We start from the raw sequence: 23,301 nt of genomic DNA, 5'->3' as shown, positions 1-23,301 counted from the left end.
GGTAGTTCTCAAATATTTTTTCCAAAAAGTCTAAGGTCAAAAGGAAAATCATAATGGTCAACTATTTTGATCAATGAAAAATCCAGATGTGCAGGATTAATTAAATAATTATAATCTCCCGGAACCACTGCAGAAGGCACTTTAAGCACACAGCTTCTCCTGTTTTGAACAAATTGATCACCAATAAATTGTGTGCTATCAATATGAGGGAAACTGTTCCAGCGATCAGGTAAATCTTCCAAATAAATAGACTTAATACTTACTTCACCAGGGATGTCAATTTCCACCATCACATAGTCCTTGGGTAAAATCGATAGGGAAAGATGAACAGCCACTTCCGCCATGGCCAAGGCTCGACTATCCGCACAGTAGATTAGTTCAGTTCCCTTAGAGTTCCAGCGGTTTCCAGTAAGTGCTGCACCTTTGCCGGACAGCTCTATACCAAACTTCTTCCGCATAAGCCGAAAAACCCGCATCAGACAAAAATGCCTTGGTCTATTCTGTGAAGCTCATGTAATACTAACTCTTTCCCGTAGGAATTTTTGAGGAGCTCTAAGGGCTTTCGATTACCGAGAGAGTGGCTGGTGGTGTAGAGCCAAGACTCAAAATCAGCAGCAGAATCAAAAACCTCCAAACCTAAATAAACAACCTCAAGAAGCTCTATTATTTTTTCGGAGTGAATAGATCGAAAAACGTAATCCGATTCCTTTTTATAACGCTGAAGCGACTTTAGGGAGATATCTAGAAAATCTGACCACTCTTGATCAGAGAATGGCGCTAAGTCCTTGATGGACAGGAAAAGCGAGGTCGGAATCCCCATTCGAATCATATCAACTACAAGCATTCTGTCCGAAAAAAAGCCACTCAAAGGGATACCACGCATCGAAGGATAGCGGGAATATCCAGGAACACTAGTCATATACGTAGCCATCTCCTCAGCTACTATCCCTAACTTTTGTTGATCTGAATTGCTCATCTTTGAGAAATTTGTCCTTAATTTAACGACATTTTTCCAAAATTGATTCGGTTCTAAGATTTTTTTTAGTGGACATCCAATAATTTAAATAAGCCGATTCTTCACCGCTTTCTGTACGGCTTCCATTTTATTATGGACTTGGAGTTTATTGTAAATATTTTCAATATGTTTTCGAACTGTCTTGGGAGAAATAAATAGATTTTCACCTATTTGGTTGTAGCTAAGGCCTTTAGCTGTTTGTTCTAAAATTTCTATTTCCCGTTTGGTAAGCGATATATCTTCTTTTGGCTTATCAAAATTCGGTGGATTTCTTAGAAGCTTAAGCGTTTTTAAAGCTATATTCGGTGTTATCGCAGCTCCACCCTCCAAAGTATCCAAAATACCTTGATGCAGATCGGGAGGACTAACCTCTTTCAAAAAATATCCATGTGCACCGGCCTGAATCGCTCGGAAAATATGCTCGTCATTATCAAAAACAGTGAGCATGATGGTTTTGATCTGTGGATATCGCTTGCTCACTTCCTCCACTGCCTTGATGCCATCCATTTTAGGCATTTCAATGTCCATAAGGATTAATTCCACATTGGAGTCTTCCTCCAGCTTTTCTAAAAGATCCAATCCGTTCGCGGCATGGAACTTCACCTCAAGATCCGGGAAAAATGCAAGCTTCTCCAAAATTGCTTTTAGCAAAAATGAATTGTCCTCAGCGATGGCCAATTTGATTTTCATCTCTTCGTTTTTTAATACCCCAGTTAGGTGCGTTCCTCTTTTTTAATCTAAGAGTTACAGCAAAATTCTTGAGTGTCTTGCGTAATGTGGATAATCAAAAATTTGTTCTAAACGATTCTCCTATTTCTTTTCCAAACTAAGCAAGGCCTCTCTTGGTAAAAAACTCTTTGATAAACGAGTTTACTCAACACTAATTCTAAATATAAAAAAATGACCTTGAGCGACAAATCACTCAAGGTCATGGACTTAAAATTATTTTTGGCGACTAGCCGTAAATCTCATCTAAAATCTGAGCGAGCCTGACACTTGCTGCAATCATTCGCTCCTCGGCGATATGATAATTTTGATACATGTATAAATAGCTAAGTCTGCGATCTTCGGGCAAATCGTATACAGCCGGCCGAAGACTGACTGCTTCCTTGAGCCAATCCTCCATAGTCGCCTCACGATAACTATCCTGCAGTTCAGGGGTAATTCTTCTAAAAAGTTCATCCCCAATTTCAGAGTAACTCATCCCCTGACGTTCAATCATTCCACTGTCCCAAAGCGCATGTAGATTGGTTGGCCTTCCGAAAAACTCGATCTTCACATCATTTCCTCCACGGTCTTCCCCTGTGCCTACATGTAGTGGCTGATGAATATCTTCCACCATGTGGATCAACATTTTAAGCTTTTCTGATTCTTCTTTTGGGCTCAATCCCCCAGCAATCAATTCGGCCTTCAAGCGCTGAATTGCCTCGAAAGCATCTCCGGTACTTTCTTGAATCTCTGGATTATATTCACCTTCCTTACTTGTCAGGTAGTGCCAAGTCGTAGCATAATCATAGTTTCTATCCGAGCGAATTTCATCCATCCAGGTACCACTTCGCCCCAAAGACATGGGGTAGAGCACCTTTTCAACCTTTTTAAGGGTGGACTTTTTCATCTGTCGCTCAGCCATGTAGCCGATCAAATAGTGTCCTAATTGCCCCCAAGCAAATGCCTGAGAAGTCGCTAGCATCATAAGGCCTGCTAGAAACAGAGTTTTGTAAACCTTCATGTCTTTAAATTAAAGCTCGAAATTACGGTAGAGAATAGAATAATTAATTAAGCTAGGATTAAGCTTTTTCGAGTTCTGATACGGCTAGCCAAGCCATTAGCCCGGCACCAATTTCCAAGGCATCCTCTTCGATATCAAAAGTCGGGGTATGAACTCCAGAAACAATTCCTTTAGCCTCATTCCTAGTGCCTAGGCGGTAAAAGCAGCCATCGATCTCCTGCGAATAGTAAGCAAAATCCTCCGCCGCCATCCAAATATCCAAGTCCACGACATTTTCCTCACCCAAATACTCTTTTGCAGCATCAGTGGCTCGCGCGGTGAGCTCAGGATCATTTTGTAGAAAGGGATAGCCTTTTCGGATTTCAAAGTCTAGCTTTCCACCCATGCTTTCTACTAAGCCATGTGCCAATTGAAGCATCTTTTTGTGAGCTGCTGCTCTCCATTCTTCATTGAGAGTTCGGAAAGTACCTTGAATTTTCACTTCATTCGGAATCACATTGGTAGCCCCAAGGGCTTCTACTCTTCCAAAAGACAGCACAGAAGGTACTTTAGGACTTGAAGCCCTACTGATCACCTGCTGCATGGCCACAATCAAATGAGAAGCAATCAGGACAGGATCAATTAAGGTCTCTGGCATGGCTCCATGCCCTCCCTTACCTTTCACGGTCAGGTAAAGTTCATCTGCACTTGCCATATAAATGCCCTGGCGAAAACCCACTTTTCCCGCAGGAATAAATGGCATCACATGCTGTCCGATGATTCCAGCTGGCTTGGGGTTTTCTAAAGCCCCATCTTTTATCATAAAAGAGGCACCACCTGGAGCAACTTCTTCCCCTGGCTGAAAAAGTAATTTTATTGTTCCTTCAAAGTGATCTCGAACCTGATGCAAAATTTTGGCTGCTCCCAGCAAAGATGCAGTATGTGCATCATGACCACAAGCATGCATAACTCCCTCTTTTTGAGACTTATAAGAAACCTCATTAGCTTCCACGATTGGCAGAGCATCCATATCGGCTCGTAGCGCAATAACCTTTTTTGTAGGGTTTTTCCCTTCGATCAAAGCGGTCCAACCGGTAGTTGCTTTCGATTCGATTTTATGAATGCCAATTTCTTCAAGTTTTTGCTTTACAAAATTAGCTGTCTCAAACTCTTGGTAACTCAGTTCAGGATTAGCATGAAGGTGTCTCCTGTTAGAAATCACTTCTTCTTTTAATTCCTGAGCTAGGCTTTTAATTTTCTCCTTCAGCATTATTGGTTTGACTTGGTAGGGTAAAATCTTTTCGTTGAATACGGTCTCTAACTATACGAGCTGTCGGAAATACAGATTTAATATCATACAAAAGCTTGAGCGCTTCGATCTTATGACCATATCGGCCCACTTTCACCAAATATCGGGGTTGCTCATATTGAATCTCGGGATTGATATCTGGCATCGCTTCGGTCAATTCTTCCTGGGTTTTGAAAGCAAGATCCCGATCAAGACCAGAGTAAATCAAAATCCTGTATCCATTAAAATATGGCTCAGAGGTATTTCTCTCATATTTCTGACGTGCAAGCTCTTTAAGCTGCTCGTCAATAGCCTGAGGTGACTCCGGAGCAGGAAGTGCCGGAAGTTGAGCCATTTCGGATTTGTAATCTGGATATTGGGGCAGTGTACCACTTAAGTCTTCGCTGTAGTTTTCGAAATCGCTCGGTGAAGTCGTCAGACTCGAACCGGACTTACAGGCACCTGCCACTACTATCAATACAATTACCCAGAGTTTCCGCATGGCTTAATTATCTATGATTACACACTTACCTTCTTGGATATCCTGCTCCACACTCTTGAACTTCACGTCTTTCTTGGTAGAACCGTCGTTGTATTGAACCGTGATCCGGTCGTTTCTTCCGTAAGTTTTCTCTGACTTTCTAGGAGCAACTACCTGTGGGGCGGGTCTTCCTGCCGTGGCGGCTGCAGCAGCTGCACGATTAGCTCCCGGGTTCAGAGTACTTCCTGCTTCCTCTTTCGATGCGTGAACAGCTGGTTCAGCGGCTCGTTGTGCTTGCGCCTGCTGTACTTGGGCTGGGTCTTGCTTCGGAAGCTCCGCACGGGTCAAGAAGGAAATCATATCCTCATTCAACTTGCCAATGAAACGCTTAAACATCTCAAAAGCCTCAAACTTATAGATCAAAAGGGGATCTTTTTGCTCGTAAACGGCATTCTGAACGGATTGCTTCAAGTCATCCATGTCCCGAAGGTGCTCCTTCCAGTTTTGATCGATAATCGCCAAAGTCACATTTTTCTCCAGTGAACGAATAAGGTCCTGTCCTTCTGAAGCAAGCATTTTCTCCAAATTCGCTACTACGCCAATTTGCTTGATGCCATCCGAGATCGGAACCATGATATCTTTGACAGTAGCTCCTCGTTCTTCATACACTCGACGAAGTACAGGAAGCGCCGCTTGAATGATGCGCTGATTCTTCTCTTGATAATTCTTGAATGCCGCTTCATAGAGTTCTTGTGTCAGTATGGCAGCATCTTTCGACTTCAGATCACTCTCAGAGATTTGATAATCCAAACCTAGGGAGGTGAAAATATTCATACGGAGGTTTTCGGCATCGTCCGTGGATTTTGCCACATCAATGATGCTTTCGGCCACATCATACATGATATTCAGAATATCCAACTCTAGACGCTCACCTTTAAGAGCATTTCGACGGCGCTTATACACCACCTCACGCTGTGAGTTCATCACATCATCATACTCCAAAAGTCGCTTTCGTGTACCGAAGTTATTCTCCTCTACCTTTCGCTGAGCACGTTCGATAGACTTGGTAATCATGCTGTGCTGAATCACTTCTCCCTCTTCTAGGCCCATTCGGTCCATGAGTTTGGCGATTCGGTCTGATCCAAATAGTCGCATCAGTGAATCTTCCAAAGAGACAAAGAACTGAGAAGAACCCACATCTCCCTGACGTCCTGAACGACCTCTCAACTGACGGTCAACACGTCTAGACTCGTGGCGCTCGGTACCAATAATGGCCAAACCGCCTGCTTGACGTGATTCTGGAGTCAGCTTGATATCTGTTCCTCGACCCGCCATGTTGGTTGCGATGGTCACAGTGCCAGGCTTACCCGCCTCAGCGACGACATCTGCTTCCTTAGCATGTTGCTTCGCATTAAGGACCTGGTGTGGGATTTTTTTCAAAGTCAGCATTCGGCTGAGCACCTCGGATATTTCTACCGAAGTCGTACCCACCAATACTGGGCGGCCTTGCTTGACCAATTCATTGATCTCCTCACCTACTGCATTAAACTTCTCTCGCACCGTTTTGTAGACTTTATCCTGACGGTCATCCCGCTGAATGGGCTTATTGGTCGGTATAACTACTACGTCGAGTTTATAAATCTCCCAAAATTCACCAGCCTCTGTCTCAGCTGTACCGGTCATACCAGCAAGCTTGTGGTACATTCGGAAGTAGTTTTGAAGCGTAATGGTCGCGTAAGTCTGCGTTGCGTCCTCTACTTTGACATTTTCCTTCGCCTCAATCGCTTGGTGAAGACCGTCTGAATAGCGTCGGCCCTCCATCACACGACCGGTTTGCTCATCGACGATTTTCACCTTTCCGTCGACGATAATGTATTCGGTATCACGCTCAAACATACAGTAAGCCTTCAAAAGCTGATTGACTGTATGAATTCGCTGTGCTTTCACACCATAGTCTTTAATGACCTCTTCTTTTCGAACTAGTTTCTCTTTCTCATCCAGACTTTCGTCTTTCTCCAGCTCTGCAATGACCACCCCGATATCCGGCATAATGAAGAAGTCGGCGTCTTCATTTTTCGTAGTCATCGTTTCGATACCACGGTCAGTCAGATCGACTACATTGCTTTTTTCATCAATGGTGAAAAGTAGTGGCTCATCCGCCTCAGGCATATTTCTCTTGTTGTCCTGCAGATAAAAGTTTTCGGTTTTCTGCAAAATCACACGAATTCCCGGCTCAGAGAGGTATTTGATCAAAGGTTTGTATTTAGGCATTCCTCGATAGGCTCTAAAAAGCGCCAAACCACCTTCTTTTTCATTTCCTTCGGCAATTTGCTTTTTGGCAGTGGTCAAGAAGCCCTGAACCAACTTACGCTGCTCATCCACCAAAGTAGAAACCCGAGGTTTCATCTGATCAAATTCATGCACATCTCCTCTTGGAACTGGACCTGAGATAATCAGCGGTGTTCTCGCATCATCAATCAATACGGAGTCAACCTCATCGACCATGGCAAAGTGATGCTTGCCCTGCACCAAATCACCTGCTTCCCGAGCCATATTGTCCCGCAAGTAATCAAAGCCAAACTCATTATTAGTACCGTAAACAATATCGCACTGATAGGCATTTTTCCTTCCAAAAGAATTGGGTTGGTACTTATCAATACAATCCACAGAAAGACCATGGAATTCAAAAAGTGGTGCGTTCCATTCTGAGTCACGCTTGGCTAGGTAATCATTGACTGTGACGATGTGGACACCTCGTCCAGCTAGTGCATTTAGGTATGCGGGAAGAGTAGAAACGAGGGTTTTACCTTCACCAGTCGCCATCTCGGCAATTTTTCCCTGATGCAAAACCATACCACCTATGAGCTGTACATCGTAGTGAACCATATCCCACACGACCTCATTACCCGCGGCCAGCCATTTATTATGCCAAATGGCTGTATCTCCATCGATCTCCACATTGGGTTTGGAAGCGGCAAGCTCCTTATCGCGAATAGTCGCTTCGACCACCAACTTTCCATTTTCTTTAAATCTTCGCGCAGTTTCCTTCACCACGGCAAAAGCCTCAGGCATCACCTGATCGAGAATTTCCTCCAGGGCCTTATCGCGGTTTTTTTCAATTTCCTCGATTTGGGTAAAAAGTTGGTCTTTTTGATGAATAGCATCAGCAGGAAGACCTTCGATCTCTGATCGGAGCTTTTCGATTCTATCGTCAAAATCCTTCAAGTGGGCATCCACTTTGGATCTGATTTCACTAGTCCTTGCCCGGAGTTCCTGATCACTCAATCCACTCAATGCTGCGAATGCCTGATTGATCTCTTTGACTCTTGGAAGTAACTCTTTAATATCTCGATCGGACTTGGTGCCGAATACTTTTGCTATACCTTTTGCTATAATATCTAACATCTCTATCTGTCTTGTGCTAAATGCGGCCTAAAATTAAGCCCTTTTTATTAGAATTGATAATTGACTTTGGGAAGGGTTGATCAGGGGTTTAAATGATCTATAGTTTAATTTCTCCACTAAAAACCCGCTCTGCAGGACCGATTAACCAAATGTTTTGGTACCCACCTCCGGGGGCTTTGTCAAATCGTACGGCCAATTCCCCTCCTAGGGTTTGGATCTGAATGGTAGCCGCCTCTCGATCTGCAGCAAAAGCCAAGGCGGCTGCGGTCACTCCTGTACCACAAGAGAGGGTTTCATTCTCTACCCCACGTTCATAAGTACGTACGAAAATTCGTTCCTCGGACTGTTTCTGGATAAAGTTTACATTCGTGCCGGCAGGCTGGTATTGCTCCGAGTATCGAACTTCTTTCCCTTGCTCTAAAACAGGATAAGAATCAATCTCCTCGACCATCCGAATGTGATGAGGTGAACCTGTATTCACAAAAAAATCTCCTTCCAAAACATCAATGGATGAGACATCTCCCATTTTTAGCTCGACAATGGAATCCGAAAGTAGCGCTTCGTGTGGCCCATCAATAGCCAAGAAGTTGGTTTTTTCAGATACTATCCCCAACTGTCCGGCAAATGCTACTGCACAGCGCGCTCCATTGCCACACATACTTTGACTACCATCTGAATTGAAATAAACCATTTCAAAGTCATAGTCCTTGTGGTTTCGGATGGCAATCAATCCATCTGCACCGATTCCAAATTTGCGATCGCACAGGCGTTTCACCCAGGAAATGTCACTCAGATCTAGTACTTCATCCCGATCATCGATCATGACAAAGTCGTTGCCTGTCCCTTGATATTTATAGAAAGAAATATTCATAGAAATTCTAAAGTAAATTCCTGATTCAAAAACTTCTCCATAGCCTGTTCAGCTTAAAAACTTTAACATCTTGTCACTGTTTCAGACTATATGTCCGATTAAGGTTCCAATTTCGGCAGATAATCCGTAATTTTAGTTATTCATTAGCAACTCTTAATCAAAAATATAACCATGGATAAGATGAACTTTAATCTCTCTAGAAGAGCTTTTTTAGCAAATACAAGTAAAACGGGGCTAGCCCTTTCATTGGGAGGCACAGCGATTCTCAGCGCCTGCTCCGGAGACGTGAAAGGAGATGCACAATCTGTGTTGGCCACTAGCATGACCCAGACTCCGCTAGCATTTGATTTTTCCGCTCTCGAACCACACATCGACGCGATGACCATGGAGATTCACTTTACCAAGCATGCTGCAGGCTACGCCAAAAACCTAAACGATGCCATGGGTGAAGAGCAAGTTGACTCCAGTCGCTCATTGGAAGATATCTTGGGAAATATCTCCAAGTTTTCCACCAAAATGAGAAACAATGGTGGGGGGCATTATAATCATGAGCTGTTTTGGAAAGTCATGACTCCTGATGCGGCAGAGCGACCTGAAGGCGACCTCGCTGAGGCAATCAATAGCTCTTTTGGAAGCTTTGAAGAATTTGCTTCTCAATTTGAAACTGCTGCAAAAACCCGCTTTGGCTCAGGCTGGGCTTGGCTAGTGGTAGGAGCAGATAAAAAGTTGGCGATAGGCTCTACACCAAATCAAGATAATCCTCTGATGGATATTTCTGACTTCAAGGGTACTCCGCTTTTGGGACTGGATGTGTGGGAGCATGCCTACTACCTGAATTACCAGAATAGAAGAGCGGATTATGTTTCTGCTTTTTGGAATATTGTCAATTGGAAGACTGTGGCAGAGCGATTTGCTGCAGCATCCATGTAAATCAAATTAGAAAGCGATCAAGAAAAGGCCGGAAATTCCGGTCTTTTTCTTTTATTTCGAGCTTTAAACTATTTCAATATGCAAGATCCAAAATCCCTCACTTCTGTCGCCAAATTTCACCAAACCTTCAAACACCCTGTCTTGGATAGCCCTCAGATTCCTGACGAAATACGATGCAAGCTTCGGGTGGCGCTTTTAGCAGAGGAGTTGAAAGAACTCGAGCAAGCGATCGCTGATAAGGATTTGGTAGAAATTGCAGATGCCCTTTGCGACCTTCAATACGTACTTTCCGGAGCGATATTGGAATTCGGACTAGGAGAGAAGTTCAAAGAGCTCTTTGACGAAGTGCAGCGCTCCAATATGAGTAAAGCCTGCGAAACGGAAGAAGAAGCCAAGGCTACTGTTGCCCATTACAAACTGAAGGGCACAGATTGCTTTTATGAAAAAGAAGGAGATCTATTCTTAGTATTCCGAGAAGGAGACCGAAAGACGCTGAAGTCGGTGAATTATTCTCCAGCTGATCTGAAAAGGATCTTGGAAAAATAACTTAACTGGTTTTGAGCGGATTATTTTGATAATTCTTCAACTCCATGATATTCCCGGGCAAATTGAAACCAGCTTGATCCAAGGCATTTAAGACTTCGATGATCAAGTTGGTTTTGATCTCCATATCTCCAGGACCATCATCTAAAGTATCCACCCAAAAAGTCACCTGAAGATTTAAGGTACTTGCGGCCAAGTCTGAAATCCATACATTTGGTTTCCTTCTATTTTTGAGGACTCCAGGGACTTTATAGGCAGTCTCCAAAATAATTGCCATGGCTTTACGGTAATCTGAGCCATAATCCAACCCAACTATAAAATCATAGCGGAGAAAACCATCAATTGTAAAATTGATCAGGGCATTCGTGATGATTTTGGCATTGGGGATATAGACATCTTTGCCATCCCCTGTCTTAATCTGAGTATCCCGAAGGTTGAGAGAGACCACCGATCCTCTAATTCCATTTATTTCGATGATATCTCCTACTTTGAAGGGTCTTTTGAATGCCAAAAGAATCCCTGCGAGAAAGTTCTCACCAATATCCTTCAATGCAAAACCTATCACGAAAGCGGTAATCCCTGCACCTGCCAAAAGCCCTGAAACTACTCCAGTGAGGCCGACAAAGCGAAAGACAACCATAAAACCAGCCAAGATGACTAGTAGTCTAAAAATCATGGAAAGAAAATTTGCCAGCAAGTCATCGTCCATCCTGGCTACCAATCGCCTGCGAAGGTGTTTTTGAAGAAAAGCAGCTAAAAAGTAAAAGCCCAGAAGAATGGCAAGGGAGATGCCTAAAGTTTGGAGCAATTCGCTTAACTCCTGCCAATTCCAATTCAGAATATTTTCCATAAAGGAAAAATACAAAAAATAAGGGCTGAATTTGAATCAGCCCTTAATTGAAATTAGTTTTTGGGAATTACTGTAACCTCAACTTGGTGGTAAACACTTCTTAATTCCTCATACTCCTCGGTAAACATTTTAACCCACTCATCCTTTTGAGCCTTATTAAAAGTTTTGAATACCCTAATACTTCCTACATATACCCTGTGTATATAGTTTTCTCCGTCTCGCTCCAGCTGGTCAACAGATCGAGTGGAAATCCCAGCACGTGTTCCATCTGCACGAATGACTTGGAATTGGAATCCCGCAGGCTCGACTTCAGTAGTAAAGGTTGCTTCAAAACCTCCTGTCGATACAGTATATTCTACACCTGTAGGAGAAAGGCTCGTCTCTCTTTCACTCACTGGCACAAATATTTCCCAACCTGTGATAAACTGGATTTTATCCTCAATCTGGACAATAGCTATATCTTCACCGATTTTGGTTCGATTGGGGCCCTGCTTGATATAGGTGCTCACTCGAACCGTATCTACGGCATTGTCCGGAACATCTCCCGCTTTTACCGAAGCAAAGTAATTCACCTCCCTTTTGGAACTAGAAAAGTTCTTGCCCTCATGAATATCATCGAATAGGTACCCATACACACCAGTGGTAGACCATTCGTATTCGATGACCTGACCATCAGCCACAGAAGACTTGATAAAGGCTGTCAGCTCAATGCTGTTTTCCGGAGAAACTTTTGATTCTCTAGGCTCTAGGTTGATTTCTATCTCCCTTGCAGTGATTTCGAAAACCTCCAGACTTTTGGAGCTCTTTATGTCATGTACTTTTCTGGCATAATCAGAACCCTTCAGCATCAAGTCAATAGTGGTCAGGATCTTAGCCTTTCGGACTGCACTTTTACTAAAGTCTTCCAAACTAGGCTTGGGAAGATTTGCAGGCGCATTTTCATAAATGATCTCTGCTGCCACCCTCGCAAGATCTTCTAAGAAGATTGAGCCGAATTGGTTGTAGCCAATGTTGAAAAAATCTTTGACAGCTTCGGAGAGCTCCCCATCTTGTACTTTTTGACTGACGCTTGGCATCTGATCCACGTACCCTGTCACTGCGATGATCAAGGCTTCCCAGAAATCCTGCTGTGTCTTGGGTGCCCCGGTATTTTTAGCGGCTGTTGCCTTTGCTGTGAGACCATCTGCAATCAAGGGCACCACGAAGTCCAAGGTGAAAGTCAACATCACCAATTTGGTTCTCTCCGAGATTTCAGCCTGATTCATATTTGAACCTCCCTTGCCCATACCGATCGTGCGAAGCTGCCAAATAGCCTGCTTCTCATCCAAGTTTAGAGGGATATCGATGGGGTCAGTTTGAACGCGAAAAGACTTTTCGGTATTTCCGAGCAGGTACTCGTAGACCGTGCCTGAAAAGCTGGTAATTCCAGTGACCACTGGGATTTCTATCTTCAATTCTGCCTCTTTTTGATTATTCAACCCCGGAAACTCATTGAGGACTTTGGATTCGCCAGACTCATCGATCACCTTGGTCTTGTAAAGAAATCCGGTTACCCTTCTGCGAAAAGTATTGGCTACTTCAAATTGACTTAAACCGGTCTGATACACCTGCAGCCCACTTTTTATATCTCCATCCACCAACAAATCGGAAGCTTTCGTATCCTCATTGATTCTGGCATTGGGAAAATTTGGCTCTATTCCTTCAATAAGTTTCCCTAACCGTTCACCTACTTGGGGGTCAGCTAGAAAATATGGGTCCTGCAAAAAGGCCTGCTCTACTTCATTTCTCCAGTCATCCCAAATGGGAAAAGATTCTACCTCTTCAAAAAACCTAGTGGCAAGTTCGGGTTCAAAGAAAGGACCGGATAAGCCCCAGTATAGAAGAGTCTTTGCGGTAGAATTCAAATCTATTTTCTGCTGATCATTGTCTATCAGTCCGATCAAGAGCAGACGATCTTGCCCATCAAACAAATAGGAGAAGGCAGGCTCCGAGGGAAAAATTACCACCTCACCTTGGTTTTGGTCATCAAGGGTGCTTGATCTATCCCAAGACCAGATCGTCGCATCAGTTAGATCAGGCTGATTTCCTTCAGGAAAATCAACAGAAACAGTGAATGTATTGATCCCAGCTAGGGGGTCATTGTTGGCTGGATTTTGAGGGTTTGGGTCTTCCTCGGTTCCACAGGAAAGGCAAAGAAAAAGACCAAAGAATAGACTGAATATTACTTTATTTTTCATGGTCAATTGAATTTGAAATGATGTGTTTATTTATCTCCAAAGCAGATTAAGCCCAAAGGCAAACTGGAAGGTATCATCGGCGAAAATGCCCGGATGAGTGTAGATCTTTTCGTTCAGGGAAGTAATCTGCTTTCCGGTGACGAGATTGACTTCGATGTCGAAAGGCATTTTTCCATCCGTAAGCTGGTACGTAGGAATCAGCGTGCCGTAGCCCCATGAAAAACCTTTCCGATTACCTGTGACCCAAAGATCTCCATCTGATTGAGTACCGGAGGGGCCCTTTTCAGTAAAATAGCCAATCCTCAAAGCCAATCGCTCAAAAAACCAAGCCTCGGCACCCACCCCGAAAGCAGTATTTAACTCATCATCCGTTGAATTTTCAGGACCTCCGGGAAGGTAGTCTTGAAATTGAAGATCCAATCGAAGATCTACTGCCTGAGCAGCGCCTTCAAAATATCCCTTTCCAGCTGTGAGACCAGAAGTCAGGGGTAGCTGAAAGGCATAACCTCCACCCAGACGAAGTATGATCGGTAAATAATTAACTGAAATCCATCCTTCGTATTCCTGATTTGTTTCTCCATTGAAGAGAAAATTATAGAGAGACAGGGCTCCAAAAACTCGTTGATTACTCAGCTTTTCTGACTTGAAGAGATTGATGCCCCTTTCGTACTGTAGCCCCAAACTTGGCATAAAGTCAGCGTTTGTCTTTTCTCCATTGATTGCATTTTCCTGCATCATATTGGCACTCAAACCAACCTGAAGGCCCTCCATGATTTGATAGGCAGCTAAGATGGAAATCGCTCGCTGGGAGAAGAAATCTGTATCAAATGTGTTTCCGCCAATGATGGTAGTCCATACCGGATCAGGATTTTGATAACTGAAATAAGTAAGGCCTACGGAGAATTTCTCCTTGATTTTGAAAGCTCCTCCTACAAAATAATATCTAGAGTCTGGTCGATAGGAGTGGCCATTTGCGTAATTAGCATAGGCCTGAATGGGCGCTTTGGAGCTTCCGATTGCAGCGGGATTGTAGAAGGAGTTTTCAATACCCGGCTTGGTGAGTGTGGTGAAGCCCATTCCCTGTGCCCGAGCACTGGTAGATTGATTGTTGAAGAGCCCAAAATATCCCGGTGGGTAGTAATAAACAGTTTGTGAAATTACTGGAAGACTTAAGCTCAGGGTTAGGAATAAAAATAATAGCTTTTTCATACGAAGAGTGGTTTTTAATAACTCATCGTATGGACACTTAAAAAGTCATCAAAAAATTATGACTCCTTCTGAATTTCTTCCAAAAGTTTTTGAGCTTCAGGTTTATCTAGGTCAGAAAGCAGCAGTTTAGCTTGATCAAGTTCGCCTTGCTTCAGATAAATCAGCGCCAAATACCACTTTGCATCCTCCTCAAATTCGGAGGAAGATTCTGATAAAATTTTCTGAAGGTCCTCTTTGCTTTCTTGGAAGTTTTGAAGCTCTAAGTTTGCCATGCCTACAAAATATAGCAGCGTATCTCCGCTTGGATTTTCTTCCAACAATGGATCCCAAAGAGCTAGCGCCTCCTGATATTTCCCTTCTTTGAAATCAACCATACCCCGATCAAATTCATAGGAATCTGTACCGGACATCGCTGTAATCAAACCAGGATCTGTCTCGTAATAAGCCTCAAAGAGCTTTTGATTCGGATCCTGGAATCCACCCTGAAATCCCCACCAAGCCACAAGGATCAAAGCTAGACTAGCTGCCACTGCCCAAATCCATCTTGGAAATGATGCCGTCCTTGGGTTACTTCCTTCAAAGGCTTCTTCATGGATTTTTTCCAGTTCATTCTTGACTAGGAGGGATTCCAAATCTTCGCGGAGTGTCTTGACTTCCTTCACTTTCAGCGCCCAATCGGAATCTTCTTTTTCCATATCCTGAAATGCCTTCTCTTGCTCAGAAGAAAGGGAATCATCCAACCAAGCTTCGATCAACTCATATTCAAGTGGGGTGATATGTAGATCCTTTGACATCAGGAATTTATGATTTTTCGGAGCGACTCCATACAGCGATACTTATTGTTTTTGGCGGTCTTTGGGGTCCACCCAAAGCTTTGAGCTAATTTGTCTAAAGACATTTTTTTGAAATAGAAGAGTTTCAACAGTTCCTGGCAACTCTCTCCCAACTGCTGAAAAGCCCGATCAAGCATATTCAGCCTTTCGTCCAGCAGAAATTCTTCTTCAGCATCCGCCACTTCGATCGAAATGGCACCCAGTGAGCTTTCCTTTTTGAATCTGCTAGACCGAAGCCAATCCAACCACTTATTTTTGGAAACTTGAAAGAGAAATCCCTGCATCGCAGTGCTGTTTTGAGGGAGAAATTCCCCTGCTTTTACTTTTTGCCAAGCCACTAGAAAGGCCTCCTGAAAGATATCTTTTGCCTGATCCTCATCTCCATTATTTTGGATAATGTAGCTTTTCACCTTGGGAAAGACTTCGATATAAAGTGAGCTCATCACAGTTCTTTCATTCTCCTTGATCCCTCGGATAAGCTCCTCTTGTGACAACTGATTGATCGAATCTTTTGGCATACTCAGCTAGTTGCCAAAAAGATACTAGTAAATCTATTTTATCCCAAGGAGTAGCTAGAAGTAAACTGTACTAGAACTGATCAATGTCCTGATAAACGTTTAAATTCTTGGTAATCAGATTAACCATCAGCTCATCATGCGCTCTTGCAAAGGTGCTGTTGTAATCGGACTGGGTATAATCTCCGTTGCCGTTGAAGATCAGCGCTGCAGCCATTCCATTGGAATGAAACATATAACCTGACCTAGTTCCGGGTAGTGCACCATAGAAGTATTTAACTTGATTCGCTTGGGCGATACCATTTGCAAACCCGGGGTTTACAGAGGAGCCTTGGACAAATTGGTTATAAATGGCAGATTCCAAAAGGTCCGGTCTGGAAGGATTCCCGTCAATAGCTGTGACAAACCGAAGAAGGTCGGGTGCTGTAGTCACAATTCCTGCATCTCCATCGCGTCTTTCCAGGTTAAAATTGTACTCAAAACCTTGGGTGCCACCTTGGCCGTAATAGATCGCTTCATTCGGCAGCCTACCTTGGGTTCCGTTTTTTCCGTAGGCAGTGCCATTCATTTTCAAAGGGTCAGTGATTCGCTCCTTGACAAATTGAGAAAAGCTTTTTCCAGAAACCTTCTCCACAATTCTTGCTGCCACAAAATAATTGGTGTTGATATACCAATATTGAGTTCCTGGGTTGAAATTCAAGGTTGCATTATCCATCATCCAATCAAAGAATCCCGCATTGGTTCTTCCCTGTTCATAATCAATGGCATCTCTATTTCCATTCACTACCCAGCCTCCTGTCGTCATCTGCAAGAGATTTTTCACAGTAACCTGTTTTACTCGGTCCGAATACGCTTTAGTACCGTAAGTGGTTCCCAAAATTCCTCCTTCTCCAAAAACTTTGTCTTCAAGGCTGATTTCTCCATCCTGAACCAAAAGCATAATGGCCATTCCTGTGAAGGTTTTTGATACACTGGCCACTCTCATTTGAGTATTCAACTCCATAGCCTTGTTTTGAGCTTGATCTGCCACTCCGTAGGCTTTTTGATAGACCAGTTTACCGTTTTTGGAAATTGCTAAACTGGCTCCCGGTACGTTGTATTGAGAAATGAAGCTTTCAATCTGACTATCCACTGCAGCTATATCCTCCTGCTGAGTAGGTGCCTGAGGGCTTGGCGTAGGGTCTGTATCCTCTGAGCAGGCCACAATCCAAATGGCCATAGAAATTAATAAAAGTCTGAATACTTGAAGTTTGAAATTTTTCATGACAGAGAGTATTTATTTGATCCTTTCCCTATCATCGGATACATCAGTAAAAAGTCATCAAAGACTAGGTGATTTTTTTCGGAAAACCCAAAAGAGCACTAAAAACACCAACAAAATACCTGTGAAAATAAGCCCTAAATAAGATTTGGTTTTCAGCTCCACTGGCCGAGCATCTCCCAAAATGATCAAACTGGCCCAAAAAGAGGGGTCCAATTCTCTTCCTTTGGCCTGAGACAGATAGTTGAGCTTAGCATTTCGTAAAGCCTCATCCTTACTCAAGCCATCCTCCAAAAAATCATAAAAATCTTCTGCAATACTCACACTAGCCTTTTCATCGATTTTTCCCAATCCGATCAAAAGGGACTTGGTCCCAGCGTAATTGAAGGCATGAGCCAATGAAATCATGCCCTCTCCGGGTGCATAGGCTGGTTTGCCCGACTCACAGGCCAAGAGTACCGCCAATTCTGATGTCAAGTCCAGCTCATAGATTTCACTTGCGAAAAGCTCATGTGGTTCGAGAGGGTTTTCAGAAGATTTGGCAAAGACCAAATGAGTATCGTTGGGATTGACATTGCTGGAAAAGGCATGTGTACCCAAGTGGATGATTCGTGATTTTCCTGCCTCATTTTTAAAATTGCTCACCGTAGACCCGCTCTCCAAAAAAGTTCTAGCATCAAACCGGGAGGCAATTTCCTCTACCAACCTTCGTGTAAATGGCTGCGGAATGAGTTGCATGTAGCTTTTATCTAAAAACTGACGGTCCAAAAACGCTGCTTGATACCGTTGCTTCATTTGATCAAAAAAACCTGGAGCAAAGGCCACCAACTGATCATCATAGGCTTGGTTAGCCTGGTCATCCATTAGAAGGAGGCCGTATTGGTAAGAAAAGCTATGGTCTTGAAGTAAGGAATATTTTACCAGCTCTGACCAATTGTCTTTTCCCTCAGTGCTGAGTGCCTCAAAGCTTAGGTTAAACAACAATCCTTCTGGAATCACCGCAACTCTTTTTGTTTGGACGTGGTGGGCTGCGGGTTTCCAAATCAGTTGATACAGCTCATGAAAAAGAGCCGGTTGAAAGCTATTTTTGGATGATTGATCGGCAAGCTTATCCAGCGCTTTGGAAAGTCCTTGAGCATCGAGTGGAATGAGATTTTTCTCCGCTCCATGAATAGCCAAAACCCACCAATCTTTTCCCAAATGAAGGTATCGCAAATATGTTATATCCGGGTTGAGTTGAGCATAGACTCTTTTCAGTACATTTTCGCTAGTCTCAAAATGCAACTGAAAGTAACTGGGGTATTGTATTCTCAGACTGTCCAAGAAATCAGCCCATTCTTCCTTCGCCTGTGAATAGCGGGATAAATTTTTGTTCCCGGTTTGAAGGGACTCTTTCAGTTTTTCTTTCAGCTTTTGTTCCCTTTCCTGTACATCAGGGGAAGTTCCGCCAAAACGAACCAATTGATTTTTTTGAAGCCTTGAGCGGATTTGACGATAGCGGGCATGCTCATGATAGGCTAGAAGCTTGTCCAAGTGGCTTTCATTTCCACTGATTTGGTAGAGCTCGAGTTCGATTTGTTCCAAAAACTCAAAATACTCACGGTTTAGGTCAAGCTGAATACCGATATCCGAAGGTTCAAAAAGAAAATCCGACTGAGAATCAATGATCTGAAGTCCTTCTAGAAGCTCTTTTTCGATGGATTTCAAAAGCTCAACATCCCGGTTTTCTAGGTGATACCTACTTCGATTTCGAATCAGAATTAATTGTGGCTTTTGAAAGACTGCTTGAAGGGAATCATTGAGGCTAGTTCGCTGATCAACCAATTGGTCCCAAAGCTCAAGAGCCTCGGAGGACGTTTGCAAAGCCTGGGTGTATTGATTTCCGAGCTCATAGATAGCTGCCTGATTGACAGCCTGATTGTAGTCCAGATAGAGATTGTCTGAACTGATCTCAGCAAGGTAGTTTCTTGCAGTCCGAGAAAGGGATACTGCCTCATTGATTCTCTGATTTTCTGCAAGGAAGAGACTGAAATTTTTCAAAAAATCTAAATAAATCACATCATACTCACCCTGAAATTCTTCCTCGAAAATTCCATTTGCCAATCGATAAAGAGAGTCGGCTACTTCCTCATTTTGTAAAAAGTCCTCCATACGGGCCAAGGTATGAAGGCCATCCCCCAACCAATAAGCATTTTCCTGGTCGCTCTGCCGGAGTCTTTCTAATCCATCCTCAAGGTACTTTCTAGCCAAATCAAGATCCTGGGTATCAAAATATACCTGACCCAAAAGAATTCTGGACTTGGTCGTATTGAGATCATCTTCTCCTAATTCTTCTGATTTTCTGCGGAAAGAAAACTCTAATAGCTGTTTTGCCCGGGAATAGAAGCCCATTTGTTTGTAAAGGCCTGCCAGATTATCTAAAGACCGAAGGTAACCTTGAAGGGTTTTTTGGTACTCCAGCGCCTCTAAGTCAGAAGCCATGTATTGTTCTCCAAAAGAAATGGCCAAACTCATGGATTGTTCGGCGGCCTCAAAGTCACTTTGGGCCATTTGAACACCCGCTAAGTTGTTTAAAATGATACTTTTTCGATAGAATTGATTCCTTGGAGTAGGGTCCAACTGGTCGATAGCTTCCAGCGTCTCTTGATAGTAGTAGGCAGCAGAATCCAAGTTGGCAGAGAAATAGGCGATATTTCCCAAATAACTATTGGCGAAATAGACATTTTCCGGATCAGATTCGGAAAGCTCTAAACGCAAGACCTGTGCTAAATGCCTTTTCGCTGCGGGCAAGTCCATTTTTTTGACGGCAAGTCCCCCTAAATTGAGGTAAAGACTTGCTAAAACTTCTTGCTTTGGGTTGGGCTCCTTAGCTGCCCATTCCAAGGCAAACAGCGTCTCCTGGTATGCTGCAGTATTGTTTCCGATAAACTCAAACCAGTTGGCCAGGCTTTTTGCCAACTTGCGTTGGTAGGTAGGGTTTTGTGAAATTTTTTCCCAGGTCTGATGGATTGCAAGAAGCCTTTTTTCAGACTCATAACTGTCAAAGTTCTTTTGTAGGATTCGGCCGTAAAGGTCTAAATATTGAGGAAGGCTGTCGTATTTCCCCTGCTCAATCAGACTTTGGGTGAAATCCTCAATTTGAATTAAGGTTTGTTTCTCCTGTCCATTCTCAAGCATGCTTTCCAATTCAGCTTTAGTAGAAAGGTCTTGAGCTAAAAGTGAGAGAGAAAGGAAGAAAAAAAACAGAAACAAGAGTCTACTCATTCGATAAGATGGAAGGTCATTTTATAAACTCATCGAATAAGTTAAAAAAAAGTCATCGCAAATAAGCGGTATTCTTCTGGAAGAACAGAAAGAGTTTTCCTTGAAAACAAAAAAGCCCGCCCCGAAAGCTATCGGGGCGAGGCTTCTGTACCAGGAGCGGAACCTACCAAAGGTAGGTAAAATCGAACCTGCCTGCAGCAGGCAGGCCCGCACGGCCTAAAGGCCACAAGATTTTTAATTCAGCAAAGATCTCAAAAACCTTTTGCCTGAGGTTGTTTTTAGCCTTTTTTCCTCTACTCTTGCTTCTTCGCGTGTCGGTTTTTCAACACAATAAATAAGTTCAAATGGAGCATATGGCTTAGTGGTCTTTTCATAACCTGAATTATGCCTATGAAGTCGTTCCTTCAAATCTTGGGTAATTCCTATATAGATGTAGTTTTTGATTTTACTTTTGATAGCATAAACGTACATGATTAAAAATACAAAAAGCCCCGCATTTCTGCGAGGCTTCTGTACCAGGAGCGGGAGTATTATTCCTTTTCGTTCCCATTGATTTTTAGTGTGTTAAGTTTTATGTGTGAAAAATTGTCATTTTTCTCTGTCTTGAAGCTTTTGCCTGAGGAGTTCGTTATGCTTCTCTAGGAGGTCATAATACTTCTCTTTCCAATTATCGCGCTGCTGGATGGCTTGCATCAAGCTAACCGGTTCAAAGTTGGTTGGGTCCTGAGCCATAGAATCCGGCCTGATGTAGTTCTCTTCCTCATCCATTTCCGGAAATTCTACCCGAAAGTCATGCCCCATCGCTTTCCCAAACTTTCGGATAATGTGATAGGGTAGATCTTCTTTTTCAAACTGCCGGTAGGTCGTCGATGGAGCCTGATCCATCTTTTTTGAAAGGGCTAGAATCGTAAATCCGTTTTTAGCGCACCAGTTCCGAACTGTTTTTTCCAATATCTCTCCCCTGTGTTTCAGCATGTTGCAAATTTTGTTGCAAAAAAATTGCGTTGACGCAATGATTAATGTTGCATAATTGCAATAGATGGCGCATATTTACCGCATAGTTAGCGCATTAATGCAACACGCGCAATACCATTATTCTAGTATGCTGAGCAAAACCGATATAAAAAACCTGAAAAAACGACTACCGAGAGGATACTTCAAAAAAGTATCTGAAAAGAGTCAGCTGAGCCAAAGAAGTGTGTCTAACTTCTTTGAGGGCAAGATTTATAATGCTGAGATCCACCAGGTTGTACTGGATATAATCGAGGAGTTTGAAGCCGAAAAAGCTGAAATACTTGCACGTCAAAAATCACTGCTCCATGCCAAATAAGTCATTCATCAATGCAATGAAGCATTGCGTCAGCGGGAAATTACCCGCTGGAATCACTGATAAAAACGTAGAGTTTCTAGCTCAAGGTGAGGAAGTTTTCGCATTGATGCAATCGCAGCTGTTGCCTTTAGGCGATTGGCCGCAATGGCTCATTGATGCAATAGAGCGCGACATGGAAAAGCACCCAAAAGCCGTCGAGGCATTGGTGGAAGCGGACATCGTCGGACGCATGGAGATGATCGGGCAATATGTCAAGTGCCGGTATTCGGCCCTGGACAATGAAGCAGATGTGATCGATGGCCAGCTTCAGCGGCCAGAATTCACAGACTGCAACTTGAGAGGAAGCTGTCCTTATGAAGGACGGTTGTGCGAGTTGCTTAAGGCGCCCTTCGGGACGCTCACCCACAGGGAAATAGAAGTGCTCCGGCTGATTCCAGAAGGGCTGTTGGATAAGGAGATCGCGGATCAGCTGGGCATTTCTTCCCTTACTGTCGGGGTGTATATGAAGAATCTGAGAGAGAAAACAGGAGCTAAAAATAAGGCGGAGCTCGTACGCTTTGCCTTTCAAAAGAATCTCCTATGAAAATATTGCCGGGCAAGTTCTACCGCATAATCACAGATGGTTTTGGGAGGCTGCTTCGCTTCTGTGCCGGCAGGGAGCATGGCAGTCAACCCACTCACACAAATCAAAAACCTATGGAAATCCACCTTTTAGTAAGACAGTTTGACAGTGCCCTGCAGGGACTGGAGTACTGGCAGAACGAAAGAAAGAAATTGGGAGATCTGCTAGTCGCTCCTCGGATGGATTGGGCGATTCACTCCCATACCAACATGGTCAAAAACTTTTATGGCCAGCTGGTCAACCGCATTGACGAGCTGATTCCAGACAAAAAACTTTACCGAGATCTCTATGAATCAGCCTGAGTCAGACATCCACGAAAAACTGGCCGAGTACCAGTCCATTCTCGCCTTTGTGCAGAGTGAGCTGATCGCTGACAGGGCCAAGCTGGCCAAAGCCAAAAAAGAAAATCAGCCGCGGGAGGTCATAGACCTGATCGAAAGCGATATCGAAAAGCTTGAGCAGGGAGTCGATCGCTATCAGGGCTGGATATCCATCCTCAAAAACAAACTGAAAAATGCCAGCTGATTATGTCCAGGTTCACCGGAAGGTCAATAATGACACTTTCGGATGCGATCCTACCTATTTCGAGCAATTTATCAAAGGCAAGCCTTTGAAAGTCATTTACCAAAACCCCGAACACTATGTCCGTGTCCAAGACGAAAATCAGGAAGAATGGGGGCTATTCCCCGGCCAGTACACTCACCAATCTACAGCGGGAGATTCTGATGCTTCCCAAAAACAAGAAAGCGTCTAAACGCTACTATAATGCCAAAAGACTGGAAGAACATGGCTACCGGGTAGATCACAGGAACAGGACTTTCCTATTTCACTTTTCTTCCCTGGCTGAGATCCCGGTAGGTCCCCGCTATTATGTGCTGCAGCTGATCCGCCTCGGATACACCAAGCAGCTTTCTCTTTTCTCCTGATTCTTTGATTGAT

At 43.5% G+C, this 23,301-nt stretch carries 24 protein-coding genes; 7 read left to right on the top strand and 17 right to left on the bottom strand.

What is annotated here, in order from left to right; genetic code table 11:
- Nucleotides 1-8: 8 nt before the first annotated feature.
- The 8 genes from CDH51_RS11695 to dapF all read right to left on the bottom strand — a co-directional run bounded on the left by CDH51_RS11695 (nt 9) and on the right by dapF (nt 8,768).
- Nucleotides 9-458, bottom strand: coding sequence for an RES family NAD+ phosphorylase (locus tag CDH51_RS11695; RefSeq protein WP_232724803.1), 450 nt, complete (start codon nt 456-458; stop codon nt 9-11).
- Between the two features lie 17 nt (nt 459-475).
- Complete coding sequence (gene parS, locus CDH51_RS11690) at nt 476-976, bottom strand: type II RES/Xre toxin-antitoxin system antitoxin (protein ID WP_100628735.1); 501 nt, start codon at nt 974-976, stop codon at nt 476-478.
- 84 nt (nt 977-1,060) lie between these two features.
- Nucleotides 1,061-1,705 (bottom strand): response regulator transcription factor, encoded by a 645-nt coding sequence (locus tag CDH51_RS11685; RefSeq protein ID WP_100628734.1) that lies wholly within the window; start codon nt 1,703-1,705, stop codon nt 1,061-1,063.
- A gap of 265 nt (nt 1,706-1,970) precedes the next feature.
- Complete coding sequence (locus CDH51_RS11680) at nt 1,971-2,744, bottom strand: S1/P1 nuclease (RefSeq protein WP_100628733.1); 774 nt, start codon at nt 2,742-2,744, stop codon at nt 1,971-1,973.
- Nucleotides 2,745-2,802: 58 nt separating this feature from the next.
- On the bottom strand, nt 2,803-3,993 hold the full coding sequence (locus CDH51_RS11675; protein WP_100628732.1) for a M20 metallopeptidase family protein: 1,191 nt from the start codon (nt 3,991-3,993) through the stop codon (nt 2,803-2,805).
- Nucleotides 3,974-4,513, bottom strand: coding sequence for a hypothetical protein (locus CDH51_RS11670; RefSeq protein ID WP_100628731.1), 540 nt, complete (start codon nt 4,511-4,513; stop codon nt 3,974-3,976). Before CDH51_RS11670 ends, CDH51_RS11675 begins: the two co-directional genes overlap by 20 nt.
- 3 nt (nt 4,514-4,516) lie before the next feature.
- The gene (gene secA / locus CDH51_RS11665) at nt 4,517-7,897 is read right to left on the bottom strand and encodes a preprotein translocase subunit SecA (RefSeq protein ID WP_100628730.1); all 3,381 of its coding nucleotides are present in this window, start codon (nt 7,895-7,897) and stop codon (nt 4,517-4,519) included.
- Between the two features lie 97 nt (nt 7,898-7,994).
- Nucleotides 7,995-8,768, bottom strand: coding sequence for a diaminopimelate epimerase (gene dapF, locus CDH51_RS11660; protein WP_100628729.1), 774 nt, complete (start codon nt 8,766-8,768; stop codon nt 7,995-7,997).
- Nucleotides 8,769-8,939: 171 nt separating this feature from the next.
- On the opposite strand from dapF, the gene CDH51_RS11655 reads away from it, so the two are divergent.
- On the top strand, nt 8,940-9,698 hold the full coding sequence (locus CDH51_RS11655; protein WP_100628728.1) for a superoxide dismutase: 759 nt from the start codon (nt 8,940-8,942) through the stop codon (nt 9,696-9,698).
- Nucleotides 9,699-9,776: 78 nt separating this feature from the next.
- The gene (locus tag CDH51_RS11650) at nt 9,777-10,244 is read left to right on the top strand and encodes a pyrophosphohydrolase domain-containing protein (protein ID WP_100628727.1); all 468 of its coding nucleotides are present in this window, start codon (nt 9,777-9,779) and stop codon (nt 10,242-10,244) included.
- 1 nt (nt 10,245) lies between these two features.
- On the opposite strand, the gene CDH51_RS11645 is transcribed toward CDH51_RS11650, so the two are convergent.
- The 9 genes from CDH51_RS11645 to CDH51_RS11605 all read right to left on the bottom strand — a co-directional run bounded on the left by CDH51_RS11645 (nt 10,246) and on the right by CDH51_RS11605 (nt 21,385).
- Complete coding sequence (locus tag CDH51_RS11645) at nt 10,246-11,091, bottom strand: mechanosensitive ion channel family protein (protein WP_232724802.1); 846 nt, start codon at nt 11,089-11,091, stop codon at nt 10,246-10,248.
- 53 nt (nt 11,092-11,144) lie between these two features.
- The gene (locus CDH51_RS11640) at nt 11,145-13,328 is read right to left on the bottom strand and encodes a hypothetical protein (RefSeq protein WP_100628725.1); all 2,184 of its coding nucleotides are present in this window, start codon (nt 13,326-13,328) and stop codon (nt 11,145-11,147) included.
- A gap of 30 nt (nt 13,329-13,358) precedes the next feature.
- Nucleotides 13,359-14,537: a PorV/PorQ family protein gene (locus CDH51_RS11635; protein WP_100628724.1), complete on the bottom strand. Its 1,179-nt coding sequence runs from the start codon at nt 14,535-14,537 to the stop codon at nt 13,359-13,361.
- A 56-nt stretch (nt 14,538-14,593) separates the two neighbouring features.
- Nucleotides 14,594-15,331, bottom strand: a complete 738-nt coding sequence (locus CDH51_RS11630; protein WP_100628723.1) for a tetratricopeptide repeat protein — start codon at nt 15,329-15,331, stop codon at nt 14,594-14,596.
- Nucleotides 15,331-15,888, bottom strand: coding sequence for an RNA polymerase sigma factor (locus CDH51_RS11625; protein ID WP_100628722.1), 558 nt, complete (start codon nt 15,886-15,888; stop codon nt 15,331-15,333). Before CDH51_RS11625 ends, CDH51_RS11630 begins: the two co-directional genes overlap by 1 nt.
- Nucleotides 15,889-15,958: 70 nt before the next feature.
- Nucleotides 15,959-17,149 carry a serine hydrolase domain-containing protein gene (locus CDH51_RS11620; RefSeq protein ID WP_232724801.1) on the bottom strand — a complete coding sequence of 397 codons (1,191 nt, stop codon included), beginning with the start codon at nt 17,147-17,149 and terminating at the stop codon, nt 15,959-15,961.
- Between the two features lie 57 nt (nt 17,150-17,206).
- On the bottom strand, nt 17,207-20,410 hold the full coding sequence (locus CDH51_RS11615; protein WP_100628720.1) for a CHAT domain-containing protein: 3,204 nt from the start codon (nt 20,408-20,410) through the stop codon (nt 17,207-17,209).
- A gap of 234 nt (nt 20,411-20,644) precedes the next feature.
- On the bottom strand, nt 20,645-20,881 hold the full coding sequence (locus CDH51_RS11610; protein ID WP_100628719.1) for a GIY-YIG nuclease family protein: 237 nt from the start codon (nt 20,879-20,881) through the stop codon (nt 20,645-20,647).
- A 117-nt stretch (nt 20,882-20,998) separates the two neighbouring features.
- Nucleotides 20,999-21,385 (bottom strand): hypothetical protein, encoded by a 387-nt coding sequence (locus tag CDH51_RS11605; protein WP_026946148.1) that lies wholly within the window; start codon nt 21,383-21,385, stop codon nt 20,999-21,001.
- A 64-nt stretch (nt 21,386-21,449) separates the two neighbouring features.
- Here CDH51_RS11605 and CDH51_RS11600 point away from each other — a divergent pair, with 64 nt between their 5' ends.
- The 5 genes from CDH51_RS11600 (at nt 21,450) to CDH51_RS11580 (ending at nt 23,288) form a co-directional block, all read left to right on the top strand.
- Nucleotides 21,450-21,740 (top strand): hypothetical protein, encoded by a 291-nt coding sequence (locus CDH51_RS11600; protein WP_157807097.1) that lies wholly within the window; start codon nt 21,450-21,452, stop codon nt 21,738-21,740.
- Complete coding sequence (locus CDH51_RS11595) at nt 21,730-22,323, top strand: helix-turn-helix transcriptional regulator (RefSeq protein ID WP_100628717.1); 594 nt, start codon at nt 21,730-21,732, stop codon at nt 22,321-22,323. The genes CDH51_RS11600 and CDH51_RS11595 overlap by 11 nt, the downstream gene beginning before the upstream one ends.
- Entirely contained in the window at nt 22,320-22,664 is a 345-nt protein-coding gene (locus CDH51_RS11590; protein ID WP_100628716.1) for a hypothetical protein, read from the top strand. Before CDH51_RS11595 ends, CDH51_RS11590 begins: the two co-directional genes overlap by 4 nt.
- Nucleotides 22,651-22,887 carry a hypothetical protein gene (locus tag CDH51_RS11585; protein WP_100628715.1) on the top strand — a complete coding sequence of 79 codons (237 nt, stop codon included), beginning with the start codon at nt 22,651-22,653 and terminating at the stop codon, nt 22,885-22,887. The genes CDH51_RS11590 and CDH51_RS11585 overlap by 14 nt, the downstream gene beginning before the upstream one ends.
- A gap of 116 nt (nt 22,888-23,003) precedes the next feature.
- Entirely contained in the window at nt 23,004-23,288 is a 285-nt protein-coding gene (locus CDH51_RS11580) for a hypothetical protein (protein ID WP_100628714.1), read from the top strand.
- The last annotated feature ends 13 nt before the right edge of the window (nt 23,289-23,301 follow it).

The organism is Algoriphagus formosus, assembly GCF_002807035.1.
Taxonomy (GTDB): Bacteria; Bacteroidota; Bacteroidia; order Cytophagales; family Cyclobacteriaceae; genus Algoriphagus; species Algoriphagus formosus.
This window is presented reverse-complemented; position numbering and strand designations above follow the sequence as displayed.

Coding starts and splice junctions, on each gene's coding strand:
- CDH51_RS11695 (WP_232724803.1), bottom strand. CDS start 458: ATGCGGAAGAAGTTTGGTATAGAGCTGTCCGGCAAAGGTGCAGCACTT.
- parS (WP_100628735.1), bottom strand. CDS start 976: ATGAGCAATTCAGATCAACAAAAGTTAGGGATAGTAGCTGAGGAGATG.
- CDH51_RS11685 (WP_100628734.1), bottom strand. CDS start 1,705: ATGAAAATCAAATTGGCCATCGCTGAGGACAATTCATTTTTGCTAAAA.
- CDH51_RS11680 (WP_100628733.1), bottom strand. CDS start 2,744: ATGAAGGTTTACAAAACTCTGTTTCTAGCAGGCCTTATGATGCTAGCG.
- CDH51_RS11675 (WP_100628732.1), bottom strand. CDS start 3,993: ATGCTGAAGGAGAAAATTAAAAGCCTAGCTCAGGAATTAAAAGAAGAA.
- CDH51_RS11670 (WP_100628731.1), bottom strand. CDS start 4,513: ATGCGGAAACTCTGGGTAATTGTATTGATAGTAGTGGCAGGTGCCTGT.
- secA (WP_100628730.1), bottom strand. CDS start 7,897: ATGTTAGATATTATAGCAAAAGGTATAGCAAAAGTATTCGGCACCAAG.
- dapF (WP_100628729.1), bottom strand. CDS start 8,768: ATGAATATTTCTTTCTATAAATATCAAGGGACAGGCAACGACTTTGTC.
- CDH51_RS11655 (WP_100628728.1), top strand. CDS start 8,940: ATGGATAAGATGAACTTTAATCTCTCTAGAAGAGCTTTTTTAGCAAAT.
- CDH51_RS11650 (WP_100628727.1), top strand. CDS start 9,777: ATGCAAGATCCAAAATCCCTCACTTCTGTCGCCAAATTTCACCAAACC.
- CDH51_RS11645 (WP_232724802.1), bottom strand. CDS start 11,091: ATGGAAAATATTCTGAATTGGAATTGGCAGGAGTTAAGCGAATTGCTC.
- CDH51_RS11640 (WP_100628725.1), bottom strand. CDS start 13,328: ATGAAAAATAAAGTAATATTCAGTCTATTCTTTGGTCTTTTTCTTTGC.
- CDH51_RS11635 (WP_100628724.1), bottom strand. CDS start 14,537: ATGAAAAAGCTATTATTTTTATTCCTAACCCTGAGCTTAAGTCTTCCA.
- CDH51_RS11630 (WP_100628723.1), bottom strand. CDS start 15,331: ATGTCAAAGGATCTACATATCACCCCACTTGAATATGAGTTGATCGAA.
- CDH51_RS11625 (WP_100628722.1), bottom strand. CDS start 15,888: ATGCCAAAAGATTCGATCAATCAGTTGTCACAAGAGGAGCTTATCCGA.
- CDH51_RS11620 (WP_232724801.1), bottom strand. CDS start 17,149: ATGAAAAATTTCAAACTTCAAGTATTCAGACTTTTATTAATTTCTATG.
- CDH51_RS11615 (WP_100628720.1), bottom strand. CDS start 20,410: ATGAGTAGACTCTTGTTTCTGTTTTTTTTCTTCCTTTCTCTCTCACTT.
- CDH51_RS11610 (WP_100628719.1), bottom strand. CDS start 20,881: ATGTACGTTTATGCTATCAAAAGTAAAATCAAAAACTACATCTATATA.
- CDH51_RS11605 (WP_026946148.1), bottom strand. CDS start 21,385: ATGCTGAAACACAGGGGAGAGATATTGGAAAAAACAGTTCGGAACTGG.
- CDH51_RS11600 (WP_157807097.1), top strand. CDS start 21,450: ATGGCGCATATTTACCGCATAGTTAGCGCATTAATGCAACACGCGCAA.
- CDH51_RS11595 (WP_100628717.1), top strand. CDS start 21,730: ATGCCAAATAAGTCATTCATCAATGCAATGAAGCATTGCGTCAGCGGG.
- CDH51_RS11590 (WP_100628716.1), top strand. CDS start 22,320: ATGAAAATATTGCCGGGCAAGTTCTACCGCATAATCACAGATGGTTTT.
- CDH51_RS11585 (WP_100628715.1), top strand. CDS start 22,651: ATGAATCAGCCTGAGTCAGACATCCACGAAAAACTGGCCGAGTACCAG.
- CDH51_RS11580 (WP_100628714.1), top strand. CDS start 23,004: ATGTCCGTGTCCAAGACGAAAATCAGGAAGAATGGGGGCTATTCCCCG.